This window comes from Paenibacillus sp. NPDC101420 (assembly GCF_050277435.1).
In the GTDB taxonomy this organism is placed as follows: domain Bacteria; phylum Bacillota; class Bacilli; order Paenibacillales; family Paenibacillaceae; genus Paenibacillus_AQ.
This window is the reverse complement of record NZ_JBNNSE010000001.1, coordinates 732,563-751,925: the sequence shown is the minus strand read 5'-3', so window position 1 is coordinate 751,925 and position 19,363 is coordinate 732,563. Positions and strand designations below refer to the sequence as shown.

Here is a 19,363-nt window from a genome sequence, read left to right as displayed (position 1 = left end):
AATATATGGGATGACTATTAAATAGCTATGGATGAGCAAAAGAAGGGTATAAATACCCCACATTGAGCGGAAAAAGCAGAAAAAGAGTAAAAGAAAAGTATAAATGCCCCACATTGAGCGTAAATAGCGGAAAACGAGTAAAAGAAGGGTATAAATCTCCCTCATTGTGCGCAAAAAGCGGAAAACGAGCAAAAGAAGGGTATAAATCCCCCTCATTGAGCGCAAAAAGCGGAAAACGAGCAAAAGAAGGGTATAAATCCCCATCATTGAGCGCAAAAAGCGGAAAACGAGCAAAAGAAGGGGAAAAATACCCCTAAATGAAATCACTAAGACAAGATCAGGAGGCTCAAGCATGGAGCAGAGTACAGAAAGCTTAAAGAGCATTCAGACGAGCTATAATGAAGCGAAAAAGCTCTACGCACAGCATGGCATTGACGTAGATAAAGTATTAGAACAGCTTGCGGCAATTAAAATTTCATTGCACTGTTGGCAGGGAGACGATGTAAAGGGCTTCATGAATAAGGAAAAGGAACTAAGTGGCGGGATCGCGGTCACGGGCAGTTACCCGGGGCGAGCTAGAAATCCGGAGGAGCTGCGCCGTGATTTGGAGCAAGCACTAGCACTTATCCCTGGACGTCATAAAGTTAATTTACATGCTATTTATGCTGATACGGAAGAAACTGTAGATCTTGATGCGCTAGAGCCTAAGCATTTTGAAAGATGGGTGGACTGGGCTAAGGAGCAGGGACTTGGATTAGATTTCAATCCCACTTGCTTCTCTCATGAAAAAGCTAATGATGGCTTTACACTAAGCCACTCGGATCCTGAAATCCGCAATTTCTGGATTGCTCATTGCAAGGCTTCACGCCGAATCTCCGAATCTTTCGGTCAGGCACTAGGTCAGCCTTGTGTAACCAACTTCTGGGTTCCAGATGGATATAAAGATACACCGATCGACCGTCTGTCACCGAGAGTGCGACTTCAGCAATCACTGGACGAGATCTTCAGCGAGGAGATCGATCAGCAATATAACATTGATGCTGTAGAAAGCAAGCTGTTCGGAATTGGTTCAGAAAGTTATGTGGTAGGTTCGCATGAATTTTATATGGGTTATGCACTAAGTCGGGGCAAAGCGGTTTGCTTCGATGCTGGGCATTTCCATCCGACCGAGACCATCTCCAATAAATTATCCTCTTGGCTGCTGTTTGGTGATCAATTGTTGCTGCATGTTAGCCGTCCAGTACGCTGGGACAGCGATCATGTGGTGACTATGGATGATGAACTGCTGGAGATTGCTCGTGAACTAGTTAGAGGTCAATTCCTAGAAAGAACTCATATTGGACTCGATTTCTTTGACGGAAGTATTAATCACATTGCCGCTTGGGTGATCGGAACACGTAACACAATCAAAGCCCTGCTACGTGCGATGCTGGAACCGATAGAGCTATTGAAGCAAATTGAACTGGATGGGGATTATACTACTAGACTTGCATTGGTAGAGGAATTGAAATCTTATCCGTTCGGAGCTATTTGGGATTATTATTGTGCGACGAATGGTGTGCCTGTCCGAGAAAGTTGGCTGAGCGATGTGAAGCAATACGAAGTAGATGTTTTATCAAAGCGATAAAGTACTTGTAATGGCGGTTACCACACGGTAGCCGCTTTTTATGTTCATGATTCGTACTTATTTGAAAAGATCTGTGATCTCTGCTATGTTTTATCAAAAGAGAAGGAGGCGATATTATGGAGAAATATGGACCGAATCCGAATTCGCTCTATCCGAATGAACAGATCAAAAGCATCTGTTATATTAAAAATGTGATTACAAGGAACAATATTATGGTTGGCGATTATACTTACTATGATGATATAGACGGTGCGGAAAAGTTTGAGGAGCATGTGACTCATCATTATGATTTTATTGGAGACAAGCTTATTATTGGGAAATTCTGTGCGATTGCCAAAGGTATTGAATTTGTCATGAATGGTGCGAACCATCGAATGAATTCTGTTACGACCTACCCTTTTAATATCATGTCTAATGGCTGGGAGCATGCGGTTCCAGAACTATCAGAGCTACCCTTAAAAGGAGATACGGTGATCGGCAACGATGTGTGGATAGGGCAGAATGTTACGGTTATGCCGGGTGTACATATTGGGAATGGGGCCGTCATCGCGGCCAATTCAACAGTTGTGAAAGATATTCCGGCTTATAGTGTGGCTGGAGGAAATCCATGTAAAGTAATTAGAAAACGTTTTGATGATGAATTGATCGAACATCTAGAAGCGCTTAAGTGGTGGGATTGGGATGCCGAGCGAATCTTTAAGAATCTTGAAGCGTTATGCAGCAGTGATTTGAATAAGATCAAAGAAATTAAATGATATTGTGTAAGTTTCATAGAACGAGCTATAGTTTATCTTAAAGATATAAATAATAGCTGAGGGTATACTGACTGTATGTACTTCATATGAACCTTGCGGAGGGAAAATCTAATGAAGAAAGATGATGATAAGATCACTGCGGAACTCACAGCAGAGAAGTTTCCATACAGTAAAGAGAACGAGGAGATGGTGACGCGGAGTTTTTGGACTAAAACTAAAAAGTTCGCAGGAAAGATCCCATTTACTAAAGATGCTATTGCGATGTATTATTGCGCAGTCGACGCAAAGACCCCTTTATGGGCAAAAGGAATTGCCTTCGGAGCGTTGGCTTATTTCATCTCCCCGATTGATGCGATACCCGATGCGATTCTCGGCCTTGGATTTACAGATGATGCAGCGATCATTGCAGCAGGCATTAAAGCGATATCTGGTCAGGTAACCAACGAACATAAGGAAAAGGCCGAGGCATTTTTTGAAAAATAAAAGGTGCAGCTTTAAGCTACACCGTAATATCCATACCTTCTGGACAGCTTTCTGCGGAAAGCTGTTTTGTTTTGTAAACCTCTCCCCAGTCTTTCATGAGTTTAATAATAGGGGTCAGTGTCTTGCCAAATTCAGTTAACGAGTATTCGACTTTCGGGGGAACCTGATGGTAGACCTCACGGTGAACAACTCCATCTTCTTCCAGCTCTCTAAGCTGCAAGGTTAACATGCGTTGAGTGATTCCTGGGCATATTCGGCGAAATTCGTTAAAGCGTTTCGTTCCATCCATCAAGTGATAGATGAGAATCCCCTTCCATTTTCCTCCTATAACATCGAGCGTAAATTCCACAGGGCAAGCTTCCTTATTGCCTCCTGGGAAATCTCCGAATCCACCTTTTCGATCACGCATAGCCGTTCAACTCCCATAGTATCATTTTGTATACTACATAACATTAATGTGCGTACTTTTAAAGAAGTGATATATATTCTAATATTAAGCATGAGAACGGCAAACAGTCAAATGGGCCGTTGATTCTAAGCAAATAAAAGGAGTGTTAAATATGGATACTTTATCATTAAACAAGAATGAAATCCTGTCTGCTTACCAGTTCAGACATGCAACTAAAGAATTTGATAGTCATAAAAAAATTAGTGAGTCAGACTTTCAGTTTATTCTGGAAACAGGACGTCTGTCACCAAGTTCATTCGGATTCGAGCCTTGGCGTTTTGTCGTAGTACAAAGTCCGGAAATACGTGAGAAATTACGTGCTCATGCCTGGGGAGCACAAAAGCAATTGTCAACCGCAAGTCATTTTGTATTGATTCTCTCACGTCTTCCTAAAGATATGGCTGCTGATTCAGATTATATTAAAGGGATCATGGAGCATGTGCAGGAGCTACCTCCAGAAGTGATGGAGGGGAAAGGTAATATGTTCGATAAGTTCTTAAAGGTTGATTTCGGATTGATGGAGAATGAGCGTGCAATGTTCGAATGGAGCTGCCGTCAGACTTATATAGCCCTTGGTAATATGATGACATCAGCCGCTTTAATCGGAATCGATTCTTGCCCAATGGAAGGTTTCGATAAGGCGAAGATAGAGCAAGTTCTTGCCGAAGAGGGGATTATGGATGCCGAACATTTTGGAATCTCCTGCATGGTAGCCTTTGGGTATCGTTTGAATGAACCACGTGGAAAAACAAGACAAAGCGCAGGGCAAGTCGTTCAGTGGGTTTAACTAAGCTGGAATCTCATTTTTGAGCTGCATAACGAAAATAATGAAACCTGCAAAGTCTCCAGTGTCTTGGAGATCATGCAGGTTATTTTTGTTTAATTCTTACAAGATTCGAAAAGTAATTGAAATTTTCATGAAAACTCTGATACTCTTATTGAGGTGACCCATTTTAAGCTTTATCGAGTTAATTTAATAATGAAGGGATCCTGCATCATGAAAATCATTCGCATAATTATCCAAGTGTTCCTGCTTTATTTGTTCTACTTGGCTGGAGACTTCCTGCAAAAGCAGCTGCAACTTCCCGTTTCTGGGAGTATCGTCGGATTACTGCTGCTCTTTGTTTTATTGCTATTCAAGGTTGTACCAGTGAAGTGGATTGAAGATGGTGCAACAACAATATTAGCTTATCTTCCGTTATTTTTTATTCCAGCGACGGCTGGGATCGTGAAGCATATGGATATTTTTAGTGGAAGAGGTTTGCTCTTAATCTTGATTCTTATCGTTAGCAGCGTCCTCACAATTGCAGCAGCAGCACATACGAGTCAATGGCTTTCAACCTTGAAAGGAAAGAGCAAGGCGGGCTGGAGCAGCAAGAGCTTAAGCGAAAAGGGGAAGGAATTATAATGTTTTTTATCGCGACAGGAATTGTCCTGCTTAATGTTGCTATTTATTTGATGATGTCCGTAATTTATAGACGTTTTCGGTTTCCTGTACTGATTCCCGCGTTAACAGCAACTGTCCTTGTTGTAGCAATACTTCTATATTTTCATATTCCGTATGATACATATATGATAGGCGGTCAGTGGATCAATCAGTTACTCGGTCCTGCTGTAGTGGCGCTAGCCTACCCATTGTATAAACAACGTAATGTGTTAGTTGAGAATCTTCCAGCCATCCTAGGGGGGGCGATTGCAGGTCTGTTATTAGGGATGTTTAGTGGTCTGCTTTTGGCGGCTGGTCTAGGATTCTCTAAATTGTATGTTCTGTCCATTTTGCCAAAATCGATCACAACACCTGTGGCGATACAAATCTCAAATGGTTTAGGTGGGGACTCCTCGCTAACCTCCGTATTTGTAATGATTGCCGGATTTACAGGTGCGATTGGCGGTCCTCTCATTATTAAACTGTTTAAGATTCGAAGCGAAGTTGGGATTGGGATCGGGTTAGGAACGGGTTCTCATGCACTTGGGACTGCAAAGGCACTGGAATACGGTGAACAGTCAGTTTCAATGAGCTCTGTAGCGATGACCGTTTGTGCTATTGTCGGTTCATGTATCGGTCCGGTGGTAGCTTGGATCATGTACCCTTAAATTCATTCATCGTAACTATGTTTGCAAAACACTCCATCGGGTAACTATAACTAAGGAACAAATAAAGCAAAGCACCTGAGGAGGATTTCACATGTCAGATTATTCTCAAGATGAAGCGGAAATCCGCAACAAGGAAAATAAAGACGGCGATTCATTAGCTGAAATTAAGAAGATGGAGAATGGTGTGGACATCGAGCCAGAAGCAGACGATTGGGTAGCCAAGCCTGCAGAGTCCTCGCATCCTGATCCGCTTCCTAACGATTTGGACTAAATGATTCGGAAGACAGGCTGTCCTTCATTGGGCAGTCTGTTTTTGCTTGAGATGATTTTAACAATTATTGTATAATGAATTCAGGTACAACCTCATCAGAGAGTTTTCTCCAAGTTCCTAGTAGTTTTTCGCAAATTTCACAGATCTCAGCCATTCATGTAGCAGGGAGGAAATGAAATGCGTAGTCGGAATGAGAACAGCCGATATCGGCAAAAACGTGGTGAGGCCCTTGCAGGCAACTTTGAGAAAAAGTATGGTTCAAACTTTGGCGTACGTAGTGAACTTTCAACGGATACGTTAAAGAAACAAGACGACGACCAGTTGCTAATATCGGCTCAGAATCATGAAGAACGGCTTAAACCATAAGCGTGGATGGATAGAGAATCCGCTTCACTTTTTATAATTTGTAATGAAGACATAACCTTCGGGTTATGTCTTTTTTGTTGCGCATATCTCCTGAAGGATTAAGGCATAATAGGGCCGGATGGATATTTAAGAAAATAATGACAACTAGGAGTGCTGTATAACATGATGACTTCTATATTTTCTTCAAGCGGAGATTCTGCGATGGCAGTGGCGGGCCAATATTTCTTTTATTTTATGATCTACTCTTTTTTAGGCTGGGTATTGGAAGGTACATATAACTTATATAGTAATGGAAGCTTTCGCAAAGAAGGCTTTCTAAAAGGCCCTTTTAAACCAATGTATGGATTTGCACCACTGCTTCTATTGATTGCCAGAGACTTAACCCTGCCTTTCCCAATTTTCCTCCTGCTTGCGTTAGTCGTTCCTTCAGCTGTTGAATATGTAAGTGGTTGGCTGCTGAAGTCTGTCTTTCAAAAGCAATGGTGGGATTACTCAGGGATGTCTTATCAACTGCAAGGGCATATTTGCCTTCGATTCTCCCTATATTGGTGGGCGCTATCGGTAGCTTGTGTATATGGGATTCAGCCGTTTATGGAGCGTTTGTATTCACTAGTCTATAATGTTTGGGGAATTATATTTCCTTTCGTGGGACTCTATCTTATGGCTGATTTATTGTGGACTTGCTGGAGTCGGTATAGAAGTGAGAAGACCCCCCAATATCAAGATTAATGATGCCTATATGGGCATAATAAGCATTCTTTTGTATATGAAGCACAAACATTTCAGTGACAAGCATTTCGATCTTGCATATCAGTTTTGTGTCGTAAATAATATAGCCATATATTAAATACTAGACGGACTGGTGGAGATTACGATGACAGGGAAGATTCTAGTAAGCGCATGTCTGTTAGGACATAAAGTGCGTTTTGATAATGGTGATGTACCGTGTCTCGATGCTCGTTTCTTGAAGTGGTATGAGGAAGGGCGTTTTGTCCACATTTGTCCTGAGGTAGTCGGAGGGTTATCAACGCCTCGTCCAGATGCCCAGCGGCAAGGTGAGCGGGTAGTAACAGGTGCAGGTGTGGATGTTACGGAACCTTTTATGAAGGGTGCTCAAGCAACGCTGAAGCTGGCTACAGAACATCAAGTTACATTTGCAATATTAAAACAGGATAGTCCTTCTTGTGGTAGTCTTTATATTTATGATGGTACTTTTAGGGATACGAAGATGTCAGGAGAAGGTACAACTACGGAGTTATTACGGCAAAATGGCTTTAAAGTGTTCGGCGAAGATCAACTAGATGAAGTGGAGAAAGAACTTGCTCGTATGGAGGGGTAAGTCATTCTTAAAGTAATAAATCGAACTCACGTTACATAGTGTGTATAAGGGGAACGAAGCAGTGTCCTTGGGAGAGGAAATGCCGTCCGAAGAGCCATCCTTCATTTGGGATTGGAGGCGGACGCAGATGAGTATTGACCAGCTCATTTCATTGCTTGTTCTTGTCATCATGATCGTACAGCTTGCCGGCTACAAAGGGAAACATTAAGCTCAAAGTCTCACCTCATTGTAACTGCTTCCGGACCTCAGAAAGTATTGAGCCGTTCGGAAGCTTTTTTTGTTCCACGCTAAGCATATTACCGATTCTAAAGGATTCCATCACAGTGATGTCTAATATATACATAATGTGGGTTTTTGGGAAGCCGGAGGAAAATAGGATGATGTTCTACAAAACGGTGTGAGAGGATGGATGAATAGCGTGCCGATGTCTGAGTATTATCAGGAGATCCGAGGAAAAGTGGGTTCAGAGTTATTAATGATGCCTTCCGTAGCTGCAGTAATAAGAAATAAAGAAGATGAAATTCTATTTATTCGAAAACCTGAAGAGTCCTTGTGGGGATTGCCAGCAGGCGCCATCGAGCCAGGGGAACGGCCGGGAAGAACTTTGCGCAGAGAAGTATATGAAGAGACTGGATTAATGGTGCATCCTACTTCCATTCTTGGGGTTTTTGGTGGAGGGAAATATAGATACGAATATAACAATGGAGACCAGGTGGAATATACAGTCATCGTATTTGAGTGTTCTATCATCCGTGGAACGCTGAGAGCAATGGATGGAGAAGTCGAAGAATTTAAGTTCTTTAAAGAGAGTGAGCTGCCCGAGATGGCCATTCCCTATCCAGTGGAGATTTTCAAGAAAGACCGCGAAGTGGCAAAAACGATATTTGAATGAGCTGGAGAGGAGTAACTCATGAAGACTTTTATTTATATGATTAGGCACGCAGTATCACCTTTTGTGCTTGGGGATGAGAGAGAACGAGGATTATCTGATAAAGGGCATGAGGACGCATATAGAATTAAAGAACTGTTGGCGGAGGAAGAGATCACACATTTTGTTTCTAGTCCTTATAGGCGAGCCATAGATACGATTAAGTATTTGGCTGAGGCATCGGATCAAGAAATTGAGCTGTATGAGGAACTTAGAGAAAGAGCCATCGCAAGCGTTGAAATCGAGATCAGTGAACAAGAATTTCTTCAGGGTATCCAGACATCATTCACAGACTTACAATATAAAATGCCAAATGGTGAGAGTACTCAGGAAGCGCAAGAGCGTGCGATCCCCATCATGAAGCAATTGATCCAGCAAAATAAAGGCGGCAAAATAGCACTAGGTACCCACGGGAATATCATGACCATTATCCTGAATTACTTCAATAAAGAGTATGGTTATGAGTTCTTTGAACAGACTTCGAAACCAGATATTTATAGGCTGGAATTTGATGAATTAGAGCTTACTAGTGTGGAACGAATGTGGAACCCCGAAGTCCTGAGCAAATGAAGTATTTTATTAAGCTGAATTCGTTAAGCGTACTTTATGCCTTTATGTTGTTTGTCGTAATAGAGCTACTAGTAAATATTTATCGTATTAGTAGAATTTCTGGCTTGGAGCTGGATAAAGTGAATAACTTGCAGCTTATTTTCATATTTGTGATGTTTATATTTTTTTCTATGGGGTTTGTTTGGATGACAAGAAAATATTTGAGCGGTAAAAAATCCATATATTTCACTACGATCCTGTGGTTTCCCTATTTGGTTCTGTTTATTAATTTATTCGCAGCATGGTTCCCGATTACAGAAGCTGCGGATAAACCAGTTCCGGTAACGGGGTTAATCATAATAGGGGCCATGATTATTTATCCGTTTTATATCGTGATGATTAATATTATATCAAGCATAAATTTCAAGTCAGACGCAGGATAGAGGATGGAAATGAGAGTCAATGCTTTAAAAGAAAGAGTTATTTATGGATGCATCTGCTTAATTGTTATTGTACTGGGGTTATGCTCTAGAGCATTCTCGGAACAGCTACCTTTGTTTGTAACGAGACATTTTGGAGATGCGCTTTGGGGCAGCATGGTTTACTTTATGTTTCGTGTACTGCTAGTGAACCGGAAGCTGTGGATCGCTTTTATGTGGAGCCTGATGTTTAGTTTCGGCATAGAATTTAGCCAACTGTATCAAGCAGAGTGGATCAACAGCATCCGTGCTACCATACTCGGTGGGTTGATTCTCGGAAAGGGATTCCTATGGATTGACCTTGTTCGATATACCGTTGGAATTACGCTTTCTTACGGACTGGATCAATACTTTCGCCCAAAACTGCACCGAATAGATAAATAGCTTTTAATGGAGATGAACCTAAAAATGGTAAATAGCTTGATTGTAGTATGCTTGCTTACAATGATTATTCATACAGCAGAAACCTTATCTTATTCGGTAAGATACGCCGGGGTGAAGCTGAACAAGATAGCTATTGCTTTGTCTCTGACAGGCATTATTGTTCTCGTGTCAAGAACTGCAAACATGATTCAAGCTCCACTGACGGCTAAATTCGTAGATTATGCCAAAATACATTCTGATTTCCCACTTCTTAATTACTTGAGAATTATATTGTTAGCTTCTTCATTAGGGACATTAATTGCCATTGCTATTTTCCCTACTTTTGTAGGCTTGTTTGGGAGAATCATCTCAAAGCTTGAAATCGAAGGTTCTATTCCCAAGCTGCTTACGAGCGTAACGATCGGGCAGTTAAAAAATACTAGAAAATACATAAGAAAACCAAAAGTGAATCTATATAACTTCAGATACCTGGGGATTCCTAAACGTTTTATTGTTATGAATGTTTTTGTTACAGCCTTTTACACCGTAGGGGTCATATCATCTTTGTATGCTGCTCATCTAATGCCTCAATATAGCACGACTGCTTCTCAAGCCTCAGGATTGATTAACGGAATGGCGACTATACTGCTGACCATATTTATCGACCCACAGCTTGGTCTTATTACCCATAAAGCCACTGAAAATGTAGAATACCGTGATCAACTAGGAAAAATATATGTGGTATTGATGGGTTCACGTTTTATAGGTACTATATTTGCTCAGCTCCTAATTGTGCCCGCAGCCCAACTAATTAGTATGTTAGTGAAGCTGATATGAGCCGTTGGGAGCGAATCCTTATGGAAGCTTAGACTCTGCAGATCGTAGAGCTAGGGAGATCTTCTGCTCCCAGCTGTAAATATTCTGATGCATGTCATGAATTCGTTTCATTTGCTCATAGGATATTTTCATTTCTGATACTGCCTTAATTGCATCCCCTTGTTTTACAGCCGATTTATATTGTTTATCTGCTTCTGAACGAACTTTCTGCGCTACAGCGATATTCTTGTTCTCGGCGGTGATTTGCTTCTTCAGAGCTGTGATTGGTGCCAGAGCATCTTTGATAGGCTTGATCTTGGCAGCTGTTTGCTTGCGGGCAGTTGCCAAAGCGTCTGTCTTGGCCTTAATTTCAGTTCTAGCGAGTGTTACCGCAGCTTTGAGCTTATTGCGTCTTAGATCCAGGAGAGTGGCTGTCTTAAAGTCCTTAGCTTTCTTGGCTGCGGTAGACTGCTTACTGAGTGTGCTGTATTGGTCCAGTAGAGGAGCATGTTTCTTCTGAGCCGACGTTGCTTCAGATGATAAACGACTCAGCAGAACCTTATCTGTTGACTCTATGACAGAGTGAATAGATTTCAGAGTTTCATTGTTCTGCTTACGTAGCATTTGAATTTTTGAGCTATCGGACTTGAGGGCTGCTTGAAGCGAGATATAATTACCATGGAGACCGTTAATGTCATCTAAGGCTGAATCCCAGTCTGTACCTGCAGAAGCTAATGTAAGGTTGATGTTGAGGAGAGCTACTACTAGGATTAATTGGACAAATCTCTTTAAATAACTAAAATTGTGAATAAACATTCATTTCAGCTCCTTAATTAGTCTATGTGCGCAAAAAAAGCACCTCCAAGATAGGCATGAATGCCTATCTTGCGAGGTGCTTCTCCCGCAGGAATATAAATGATACACTTACTATAACTTGAAATTAATGGATAGTCAATCCGAAAAAGAACATTTGTTTGCTTTTTTGAAATAATGAAACATAAGGAGAGTCAAAGATGAATTCACATCTAGATCGAATGCATGATCGAGTGGCCTTAATAACCGGAACCTCTAGTGGATTTGGACTGCTCACAGCCCTTAAACTAGCAGGACAGGGATTCAAAGTTGTAGCAACCATGCGCGATTTGAGTCGTAAAGGCGAGCTTGAACAGCAGGCAGAGCAAGCAGGACTCTTGAAGCAGCTTCATTTTATGACCATGGATGTTACCGATAGTGATTCTATACAGGCGACTATAACCTCAGTACATGAAACATTCGGAAGAATTGATGTTTTGGTAAATAATGCAGGCTTTGCTATAGGCGGCTTCATAGAAGAGATATCCATGGAAGAATGGCGTCAGCAAATGGAGACGAATTTTTTCGGATTAGTCGCGGTCACAAAAGCTGTGCTGCCAGTTATGCGAGAACAGAAAAGTGGTACGATTATTAACGTGGGGAGTATAAGCGGGTTGTCCGGGTTTCCGGGGTATGCTCCATATGCAGCTTCCAAATTTGCAGTAGAAGGATTCAGTGAAAGTCTGCGTCATGAAATGTCTCCTTATGGAATACGTGTAGTATTAATTGAACCTGGCTCCTTCCGTACTCCGATTTGGGGAAAAGGAATGGCACAAATTCGTCAAGTCGAGGATTCTCCTTATAGAGACCGTCTGGACGCTGTGCTACGATATTCCAAGCATACCGCTGAAACTGCACCTGATCCAAAGCAAGTGGCAGATCTCATCGGTCGTATTACTGAAATGAAGTCACCGAGGCTTCGGTATCCTATCGGCAAAGGCACCCGGATCTTGATCTTAGGCAAAACGCTGCTCCCGTGGAAATGGCTGGAGAGAATTATTGCGAAAGAATTGAGGTGATGGAATGGAGCAATCCATAAACTTAACAATCATTAAACTCATTGGATATGTATCCAGTTTGATGACCGTTTTTTTATGGTTTATATTTATATTCATTAATCCGTATGCTGAGGTTACGAATCAATCCAGTATTATAATAAGTATGGTAATGCTGGTGTTGCCTGCCGGATTACTTGCGATAGGTGTCTCTTTAAACAGAAGCCTTCTCATGCTTCTCGCCTTTATTTGGAGTTTTCCATACAGTTTATATATGTTTTTAACGCCGGGAATCTTCAGGTTGTTCGGGATTACAAGCTTAATGTATTTATTGTGTTTTGTGTTATTTAGAATCATCAAGATCAGATTTTGAATAGAATTGAGGTGTGCTGATGCTAGATTCGTCAGGACTACATATTTGCTTCGATCCAGCAGGCCGTGAAATAGAAATCCTTGATGTTACTCCAGTCGGTAAAGATAAATACCGCATCGAAGAGACGCCGATCTTTAATCCAAGTGTTACAATGGGTGATATTATACGGGTGAAAGAAGAGCTAGGGATCTATTACTATCAGGAAACTGTACAGAAATCTCATTTCAAAAGGTACGCTTGGCTCCTCAGTAAAGAGGCTGTTGATTCAGCAGCCATTTCTGCTTTTAAACAACGGATTACAGAGAATGATGGGAAATGTGAACAGATCTTTGGCGGTTTGTTGGTCATTCATATACCTAAGAATACTTTGATGGACGTAGATGGGGAAATGAATCGCATTATTGAGCGGTTTTAGAAGTGTGGGTACGTAAATATTAACGATTATGAATAAGAAAAAAAATGCTGCGGCATGAAATGCAAGGAAGCTTGCACATGATGCAGCAGCATGGAGAATAGGTGAAACGCTTTAGACAATCTGAGCGATACAATCTATACTTATTTTATTTCTTTCATAAATGTCTTAAAATTTTCGGCGATTTCTTTTGATTTGGTATGGTGCAGATAATGTCCTGCATCAAGTTTTACCAATTTTCCTTGTACGGAATTTTTGACTTGCTCTTCATGCAATGATATCCAATCTTTTAAGAGAGTATCATCCCCTTGAACAAAGAGCAAAAGGGGGAGATCCTTTGGAAAAGTTGAATTTAGAGCCCCTTTATAATTAGAAGACATATGTTCCACTTCATTTAAGTTAGTGTAATTATAAGTGTTTCTAAGCGTAAGCAATCTCAATTGTTCTTTAGTTTCATCATCAAACGGCAATTCAGCATAGGGATTTCCACTTGATTTAAATAACAATCTGCCCAAGCCTGATTCTCTAAGTAGTTTTAATTTTCCTGTTGGTATTTTAACACCTATTCTGTCTTCCGTTGCAATACTATTATCAATCCCGACAAATGCACTCACTTCGTTTGGATATTTGTTCACATAATTCAAACTGTACATACCGGAAATAGAGTGTGCCATTAGAATATAACGGTCAATATTAAGCTGCTTTACAGCTTCATGAATTTCACTCACAATGTTTTCTGTGGTTCGCTCTTTTTCAGTTCTATCACTTAATCCATAACCGAAAGGCTCAATCACGACAACTTTGTAAAATGGAGATAGTTCATCTATTAACAGCTTAAAATCAAGTCCCGGTGCCACCGTTCCATAACCAGGTAAGAGCACGACTGTCTCTTCACCCTTTCCTTGAATCAAAACGTTCATATTTTTACCATCGACGCTTACAGACTGACCATAGGGTTTTATTTTAGCTTGGTCCGATTTGTTGAGGAAAATATTAGCGACAAAAACAGTCACTAGAAAAAGTACTATTGCAGTAGCTAAAGCCCCTATGGAAATAAGTATAATTTTAAGCGGTTTATTCATCCTTTTTTTAATAACCTCTTCTTCTGGTTTCACTCGTATCTTCTCCTGTTCTAATCGCTTTATTTTAGTACCTTAACGAATTGCTAAAGGAAGCTTACCCGATGAAGATGAACTATACATGACGACAATATGAACTGAATATGAACGAGCGAAAAAAGCTTCTGCACCGATCAAAGAGTTTATAAAATGAATATGAGGTGAGCAATTATGTTGAAATTTATCAAACAATATTTGCCTAGTGTTGCTATCGCAGTGGTCCTATCTTTGTTTGTAAGAACTTATGTTGCTGAAGCCATGAGGGTTCCTACTGGCTCTATGATTCCTACAATTGAAATTAATGACCGTCTAATCGTTGAAAAAATGTTATGGATGACGACACTCGATCATGGAGATATCGTCGTGTTTACGCCTCCGGTAGCAGGTGATGAGAATAAAAGATATGTAAAGCGGTTGATAGGGTTGCCAGGTGATACCATTGAAATTAAAGATGGGGCCCTTTACAGAAATGGAACGGAGATCAATGAACCCTATCTTAATGAGCGGATGAATTATACTTTTGGACCCGTTACGGTTCCGTCGGACCATTACTTTTTTCTCGGAGATAACCGGAATATAAGCTACGATGCTCATCTCTGGGCTACTCCTTTTGTAGCGAAGGATCAGTTGATTGGAAAAGTGATAGCGGACTTTAGTATTCCTTTTTAGGTGATGTTGCGGGGGTCTTTTGAACTAATTGATAGTGTTAATGAGACTTTAACCATATTGTGACTTTGGAATAATTTAGCTATCCTTAAGGTAAAATATACCTATTGATAGGAAGGGTGCAGAATTTTGAAAGCTCATGTCACGGATCTCAAACATGGCGATTGTCTTATGTTGGACACTTTTAATAGTGTTGGTTTACACGTGCTCCCAAAAGGGACAATTGTTTACCAAGAAGAAATCACCCTCCTGATGAGACATCGTATCGATTATGTCGATATTGAACCTCGCAGCATTGCGATGGATAATGAGGGAACGAATCTGGAGCAAAGCTTAAATGGAAACTTTGATCTAGCAATCCAAAACTATGAATCTATTTTTCTAGAAGCACTCAGCAAGGGCAGTTTCACGCAGTCAGATGTTGATCTTACGTTGCAGCCCTTGCTGGAAAAAATGGATGAACATAAGGATGTAGTTTCCTTATTGCTGTTGCTTGAACGAGAAGACGTTGGTACATACAATCATTCATTACAGGTGGGACTGCTATCATTTTACATAGCGACTTGGTTAGGTTATACCAAAGAAGAACGCTACGAGATTAGCCGGGCAGGGTATTTACACGACATAGGAAAAAGTCAGATCGACCCATCTATCTTAAATAAGACGGGGATCTTAACCCCTGAGGAAACTGAAGAACTAAAGCGTCACACTTCGTATGGATACGATATTATTCTTAAATCTATGAATGACGAGAAGACCGCTCTGGTGGCGCTTCAGCATCATGAATTCGAGGATGGGACTGGTTATCCTAATATGCTTCGTAAGGCGGACCTGCACCCGTATACACTGATTGTGGCTGTTGCTAATGCCTATGTTGGGATGACCTCTGCAAGAGTGAATCAACCCAAACAAGGGCTGATTACCGTTCTGCGCAAGGTGCATGAGCTGGGCTTTGGCAAGCTGAATGGAAATGCGGTACAAGCTTTGATTGGACATTTACTGCCGAACTTCGTAGGTAAAAGTGTTCAGCTTAGCAACGGAGAGCAAGGTACGATTATTATGAACAACCCTTTGGATATTTTTAAACCGTTAGTGAAAGTAGATGAAACTACGTTTAGGGATTTATCCAAGGAGCGAAATTTGACCGTTGAGGAAGTATTTATTTAACGAATAGTTTTATCTGGATAAATGGAAAGGCTATCTCCTGATTCAAAATCAGAGGATAGTCTTTTTATGTTATAATCGAAATTGGGTTAACAACCCTTTAATATGAAGTAGGAGAGTGCTTATCGTGATTATCAAGTTCATTCGTTTGCGTTAATTCGAGGTGCAATTCAATGACACCAACATCCATTTATTTCAAAATGTGACGGGTCTTATTTAAGTGTGCATTCTTTGATTACCAAATTCGAATGAAATGAGGAATAAACAATGAGCGAAAAGATATTTAAAGTAAACGGAATTGATATATGTTCGGATAGTTTTGGAGACCCCAGCAATCCTGCAATATTACTAATTATGGGTGCCACTTGTTCAATGGTTTATTGGGATGAGGAGTTTTGTCAACGATTAGCAGATACAGGACGATATGTTATAAGGTATGATAACCGGGATGTGGGACGTTCTGTTGTATATGAGCCTGGGAGTTCTAATTATACGGTAATTGATATGGCCGATGATGCTGCTGGGTTACTTGACGCTTATAATATAGAACAGGCAAATATCGTTGGGATGTCCTTAGGTGGAATGATTGCACAAGTCCTTGCTATACGTCATCCCCAAAAGGTTCTAACCTTAACATTGGTCGCATCTAGCATTTTTGAATCTGATGATAATGACCGGAACTTACCTCCAATGGATGAGAGGATCCTCGCTTTTCATGCAAATGGAGCTAGTCTGGATTGGTCAGATGAAAAAGCGGTCGCAGATTACTTGGTTTCCGGTTCCAGCATACTCTGTGGATCAAAACATAAATTCGATGAGAAAAGAGCGTATAAACAAGTTAGGATGGAAATAAAACGTGCAAACAACTTGCTCAGCATGTTTAATCATTCGCTTCTTACAGGAGTGGATGACTACGAGGGGAAGGCGAAAAATATCATAGTTTCTACCTTAGTTATCCACGGTACAGAAGATAGCGTACTTCCCTTGGAGCATGGTCTGGCGCTTGCCGATGAAATTCCTAATGCGTCGCTACTAACCCTAGAAGGAACGGGTCACGAAGTTCACCCAGATGATTGGGAAACAATAATTAATGCTATTTCGAATCATACATTAGGCAGTAATAGTTAACGAGGCTTAAATAGTTAGATAAAGAAGGGTTACAATACGGTGATGCCGATTGTAGCCCTTTTTCTACTTCTCCTTAGGAATTAAAGCGTTTAACTAATTTTTCCTTATGTGCAGTAAATGCCTCTTCTAAAGTGATACCATACAAATCGGCTAACAAGGCTATATTGCCTAGCACATCACCAATTTCCTCAATCAAGTCTTGTTTCAGTTGCTCTGGTGGAGGGGTAGATTCATCTGGGCGATCTCTTCCGATTTCATAGGATCGTACTGCCCGTGCAACCTCACCTGTCTCTTCCATAAGAAATCCAACCCGTATAAAAGGACCATAATCGGTCCAGCCTCTTTGTCCATAATAACTTTTAATCCATTTCTGCACTTCATTGATCTCCATATTATGTAGCTCTCCTTAATCTTTTATATGATTTATTCTCCAACATATAGTATATTAGATGTCGGATATTATCAATATATAGTTTGGAGATGAGGATTTGAAATCAATTTGTGTTTTTGCAGGATCGAATTTAGGGGTGCATGAGGAATATAAAGTCAAAGCTGTTGAACTTGGAAACTACATGGCTATGAACGATTATCGCTTAATTTACGGGGGGTCAAAAATTGGATTAATGGGTGAAGTCGCCAATGCTGTTTTGAACGGTGGAGGTGAGGTGATCGGAGTTATGCCTAGGGGATTGTTTAATGGAGAGATGGTACATAGAGAATTAACGCAGCTGATAGAAGTGGACGATATGCATGGACGTAAAGCAAAAATGGGAGAATTGGCGGATGGGTTTATTGCTTTACCCGGCGGTTTTGGAACGTATGAAGAGCTGTTTGAGGTTTTGTGCTGGTCACAAATCGGTATACATAAGAAACCGGTAGGGGTTTTAAATATCAGGAATTATTTTGATCCTCTGATGAATCTAATTCAACATAGCATTAACGAGGGATTTTCTAACGCTTCGCATCTTAGCTTGTTAAATATAGATCAAGAACCCTTGGAACTATTAAAAAAATTAGAAAGCTATGTCCCTCAAACGTTGGAGCAAAAGTGGAAACAGCTTAACTAAAGAACAGTTACTGTAACAGATGAAAGGGCTGCCGAGAGGGAGCTCTTTTTCTGCTAATCATTGGTTGTGGTAGAATATGGGTAGGTTAATACCCCATTTGAAATATGGGATTTGAATCAAATTAACTTTGAATAACCTCACATTCGCTCGCTGAATTTGAATTTCACTAGTGGATTGGCTATGATAAATATAGAGAAAAGCTACAAGAGGAGAAATGGATAATGACCCCCGAGAATCAAATCGAACAATTTAAGAAGCTTAAGCACGAGATCACCCGGTTTATGTTGATTTATAAATTTGCGCTTGATGAGATGGAGACGAAGATTGAGATCCTCAAACAGGAGTTTCAGTCTCTACACGATTACAGTCCTATTGAACATACCAAATCGAGAATCAAGTCTCCCGAGAGTATTATGAACAAAATGCTCCGCAAAAATGGAGAATTATCTCTAGATTCTGTGAGAAATTGTATTAAAGACATTGCAGGTCTACGAATTACCTGTTCTTTTATCTCAGATATTTATCATGTAAGTGAAATGCTTCAGAAGCAGGACGACTTAACGGTTCTTGAAGTGAAGGATTATATTAAGAATCCCAAGCCTAACGGTTATCAAAGTTTGCATTTGCTGATTCAGGTACCTGTATTTATGTCAGATCGTCAGGAGTTAGTGTGCGTTGAGGTACAAATTCGTACCATTGCTATGGATTTCTGGGCAAGTCTCGAACATAAAATTTTCTATAAATATAATAAGTCAGTACCAGAGAGTATGACGCGTGAATTGAAAAATGCAGCGGATGCCGCTCATGCACTTGATCTGCAAATGGAGCGACTGCATCGGGACATTAAGGAAATCAAAGACGACGATGAAGATGATGATCTTAGTTCCTTTGAAGAGCTTCGCCGTATAGTGATTCACAATCAGCAATTCACACTTCCAGCTAACTTTATTAAGCTGCTTGGAGACAAATAAGCTGATCATATCACCTAGAGTTACCGTTTCTGGTTAACTCTAGGTTTTTTTATTGTAGTTATCATTGCCACGTACAACTAGAATAGAGTATTCTCAACT

At 40.6% G+C, this 19,363-nt stretch carries 28 protein-coding genes; 24 read left to right on the top strand and 4 right to left on the bottom strand.

What is annotated here, in order from left to right; all coding sequences use genetic code 11:
* Window positions 1–62 precede the first annotated feature (62 nt).
* From ACQKMP_RS03565 to ACQKMP_RS03550, 4 genes are all read left to right on the top strand, one after another.
* On the top strand, window positions 63–317 hold the full coding sequence (locus tag ACQKMP_RS03565) for a hypothetical protein (RefSeq protein WP_427468832.1): 255 nt from the start codon (window positions 63–65) through the stop codon (window positions 315–317).
* 35 nt (window positions 318–352) lie between these two features.
* A complete protein-coding gene (rhaA, locus tag ACQKMP_RS03560; protein ID WP_427468831.1) occupies window positions 353–1,627 on the top strand; it encodes an L-rhamnose isomerase in 1,275 nt (424 codons plus the stop codon).
* A gap of 116 nt (window positions 1,628–1,743) precedes the next feature.
* Window positions 1,744–2,382 carry a Vat family streptogramin A O-acetyltransferase gene (locus ACQKMP_RS03555; RefSeq protein WP_042187105.1) on the top strand — a complete coding sequence of 213 codons (639 nt, stop codon included), beginning with the start codon at window positions 1,744–1,746 and terminating at the stop codon, window positions 2,380–2,382.
* A 111-nt stretch (window positions 2,383–2,493) separates the two neighbouring features.
* The gene (locus tag ACQKMP_RS03550; RefSeq protein ID WP_427468830.1) at window positions 2,494–2,865 is read left to right on the top strand and encodes a YkvA family protein; all 372 of its coding nucleotides are present in this window, start codon (window positions 2,494–2,496) and stop codon (window positions 2,863–2,865) included.
* A gap of 16 nt (window positions 2,866–2,881) precedes the next feature.
* Here ACQKMP_RS03550 and ACQKMP_RS03545 read toward each other — a convergent pair whose 3' ends face one another.
* Window positions 2,882–3,274 carry a winged helix-turn-helix transcriptional regulator gene (locus tag ACQKMP_RS03545; RefSeq protein WP_042187109.1) on the bottom strand — a complete coding sequence of 131 codons (393 nt, stop codon included), beginning with the start codon at window positions 3,272–3,274 and terminating at the stop codon, window positions 2,882–2,884.
* A gap of 151 nt (window positions 3,275–3,425) precedes the next feature.
* On the opposite strand from ACQKMP_RS03545, the gene ACQKMP_RS03540 reads away from it, so the two are divergent.
* The 13 genes from ACQKMP_RS03540 to ACQKMP_RS03480 all read left to right on the top strand — a co-directional run bounded on the left by ACQKMP_RS03540 (window position 3,426) and on the right by ACQKMP_RS03480 (window position 10,539).
* Window positions 3,426–4,100 (top strand): NAD(P)H-dependent oxidoreductase, encoded by a 675-nt coding sequence (locus ACQKMP_RS03540; RefSeq protein WP_042187111.1) that lies wholly within the window; start codon window positions 3,426–3,428, stop codon window positions 4,098–4,100.
* A gap of 210 nt (window positions 4,101–4,310) precedes the next feature.
* On the top strand, window positions 4,311–4,721 hold the full coding sequence (locus ACQKMP_RS03535; protein ID WP_042187112.1) for a CidA/LrgA family holin-like protein: 411 nt from the start codon (window positions 4,311–4,313) through the stop codon (window positions 4,719–4,721).
* A complete protein-coding gene (locus ACQKMP_RS03530) occupies window positions 4,721–5,407 on the top strand; it encodes an LrgB family protein (RefSeq protein ID WP_042187114.1) in 687 nt (228 codons plus the stop codon). The genes ACQKMP_RS03535 and ACQKMP_RS03530 overlap by 1 nt, the downstream gene beginning before the upstream one ends.
* A gap of 91 nt (window positions 5,408–5,498) precedes the next feature.
* Window positions 5,499–5,678: a hypothetical protein gene (locus ACQKMP_RS03525; RefSeq protein WP_042126589.1), complete on the top strand. Its 180-nt coding sequence runs from the start codon at window positions 5,499–5,501 to the stop codon at window positions 5,676–5,678.
* Between the two features lie 177 nt (window positions 5,679–5,855).
* Entirely contained in the window at window positions 5,856–6,044 is a 189-nt protein-coding gene (locus ACQKMP_RS03520) for a hypothetical protein (protein ID WP_427468828.1), read from the top strand.
* Window positions 6,045–6,206: 162 nt separating this feature from the next.
* Window positions 6,207–6,773, top strand: a complete 567-nt coding sequence (locus ACQKMP_RS03515; protein WP_427468827.1) for a putative ABC transporter permease — start codon at window positions 6,207–6,209, stop codon at window positions 6,771–6,773.
* 145 nt (window positions 6,774–6,918) lie between these two features.
* Window positions 6,919–7,383 (top strand): DUF523 domain-containing protein, encoded by a 465-nt coding sequence (locus ACQKMP_RS03510; protein WP_427468826.1) that lies wholly within the window; start codon window positions 6,919–6,921, stop codon window positions 7,381–7,383.
* A 61-nt stretch (window positions 7,384–7,444) separates the two neighbouring features.
* On the top strand, window positions 7,445–7,591 hold the full coding sequence (locus ACQKMP_RS03505; protein ID WP_156113097.1) for a hypothetical protein: 147 nt from the start codon (window positions 7,445–7,447) through the stop codon (window positions 7,589–7,591).
* A 210-nt stretch (window positions 7,592–7,801) separates the two neighbouring features.
* On the top strand, window positions 7,802–8,275 hold the full coding sequence (locus ACQKMP_RS03500) for an NUDIX domain-containing protein (protein WP_042193681.1): 474 nt from the start codon (window positions 7,802–7,804) through the stop codon (window positions 8,273–8,275).
* 18 nt (window positions 8,276–8,293) lie between these two features.
* On the top strand, window positions 8,294–8,881 hold the full coding sequence (locus tag ACQKMP_RS03495; protein ID WP_339247196.1) for a histidine phosphatase family protein: 588 nt from the start codon (window positions 8,294–8,296) through the stop codon (window positions 8,879–8,881).
* A complete protein-coding gene (locus ACQKMP_RS03490; protein ID WP_042187124.1) occupies window positions 8,878–9,303 on the top strand; it encodes a hypothetical protein in 426 nt (141 codons plus the stop codon). Before ACQKMP_RS03495 ends, ACQKMP_RS03490 begins: the two co-directional genes overlap by 4 nt.
* Before the next feature lie 9 nt (window positions 9,304–9,312).
* Window positions 9,313–9,723 (top strand): DUF2809 domain-containing protein, encoded by a 411-nt coding sequence (locus ACQKMP_RS03485; protein ID WP_081382731.1) that lies wholly within the window; start codon window positions 9,313–9,315, stop codon window positions 9,721–9,723.
* 24 nt (window positions 9,724–9,747) lie between these two features.
* Complete coding sequence (locus ACQKMP_RS03480; RefSeq protein ID WP_042187128.1) at window positions 9,748–10,539, top strand: lipid II flippase Amj family protein; 792 nt, start codon at window positions 9,748–9,750, stop codon at window positions 10,537–10,539.
* A gap of 18 nt (window positions 10,540–10,557) precedes the next feature.
* Here the strand turns inward: ACQKMP_RS03480 and ACQKMP_RS03475 are convergent, their stop codons facing one another.
* Window positions 10,558–11,334, bottom strand: a complete 777-nt coding sequence (locus ACQKMP_RS03475; RefSeq protein ID WP_427468825.1) for a hypothetical protein — start codon at window positions 11,332–11,334, stop codon at window positions 10,558–10,560.
* Between the two features lie 197 nt (window positions 11,335–11,531).
* On the opposite strand from ACQKMP_RS03475, the gene ACQKMP_RS03470 reads away from it, so the two are divergent.
* Both ACQKMP_RS03470 and ACQKMP_RS03465 read left to right on the top strand, forming a co-directional pair.
* Window positions 11,532–12,389, top strand: coding sequence for an SDR family oxidoreductase (locus tag ACQKMP_RS03470; protein ID WP_042187132.1), 858 nt, complete (start codon window positions 11,532–11,534; stop codon window positions 12,387–12,389).
* A gap of 368 nt (window positions 12,390–12,757) precedes the next feature.
* Window positions 12,758–13,153: a DUF4265 domain-containing protein gene (locus tag ACQKMP_RS03465; RefSeq protein ID WP_042187136.1), complete on the top strand. Its 396-nt coding sequence runs from the start codon at window positions 12,758–12,760 to the stop codon at window positions 13,151–13,153.
* 140 nt (window positions 13,154–13,293) lie between these two features.
* Here ACQKMP_RS03465 and ACQKMP_RS03460 read toward each other — a convergent pair whose 3' ends face one another.
* Window positions 13,294–14,232, bottom strand: a complete 939-nt coding sequence (locus tag ACQKMP_RS03460; protein WP_042193683.1) for an alpha/beta hydrolase — start codon at window positions 14,230–14,232, stop codon at window positions 13,294–13,296.
* Window positions 14,233–14,439: 207 nt separating this feature from the next.
* Here ACQKMP_RS03460 and lepB point away from each other — a divergent pair, with 207 nt between their 5' ends.
* The 3 genes from lepB (at window position 14,440) to ACQKMP_RS03445 (ending at window position 17,226) form a co-directional block, all read left to right on the top strand.
* Complete coding sequence (lepB, locus tag ACQKMP_RS03455; protein WP_042187138.1) at window positions 14,440–14,937, top strand: signal peptidase I; 498 nt, start codon at window positions 14,440–14,442, stop codon at window positions 14,935–14,937.
* Window positions 14,938–15,063: 126 nt separating this feature from the next.
* On the top strand, window positions 15,064–16,101 hold the full coding sequence (locus ACQKMP_RS03450) for an HD-GYP domain-containing protein (protein WP_042187147.1): 1,038 nt from the start codon (window positions 15,064–15,066) through the stop codon (window positions 16,099–16,101).
* Between the two features lie 264 nt (window positions 16,102–16,365).
* A complete protein-coding gene (locus tag ACQKMP_RS03445) occupies window positions 16,366–17,226 on the top strand; it encodes an alpha/beta fold hydrolase (protein WP_341060446.1) in 861 nt (286 codons plus the stop codon).
* Window positions 17,227–17,299: 73 nt separating this feature from the next.
* On the opposite strand, the gene ACQKMP_RS03440 is transcribed toward ACQKMP_RS03445, so the two are convergent.
* Window positions 17,300–17,617, bottom strand: coding sequence for a MazG nucleotide pyrophosphohydrolase domain-containing protein (locus ACQKMP_RS03440; protein ID WP_042187151.1), 318 nt, complete (start codon window positions 17,615–17,617; stop codon window positions 17,300–17,302).
* 97 nt (window positions 17,618–17,714) lie between these two features.
* Between ACQKMP_RS03440 and ACQKMP_RS03435 the strand changes: the two genes are divergently transcribed.
* Both ACQKMP_RS03435 and ACQKMP_RS03430 read left to right on the top strand, forming a co-directional pair.
* On the top strand, window positions 17,715–18,293 hold the full coding sequence (locus tag ACQKMP_RS03435) for a TIGR00730 family Rossman fold protein (protein WP_339247212.1): 579 nt from the start codon (window positions 17,715–17,717) through the stop codon (window positions 18,291–18,293).
* A 221-nt stretch (window positions 18,294–18,514) separates the two neighbouring features.
* Window positions 18,515–19,264: a GTP pyrophosphokinase gene (locus tag ACQKMP_RS03430; protein ID WP_042187155.1), complete on the top strand. Its 750-nt coding sequence runs from the start codon at window positions 18,515–18,517 to the stop codon at window positions 19,262–19,264.
* Window positions 19,265–19,363: the final 99 nt, after the last annotated feature.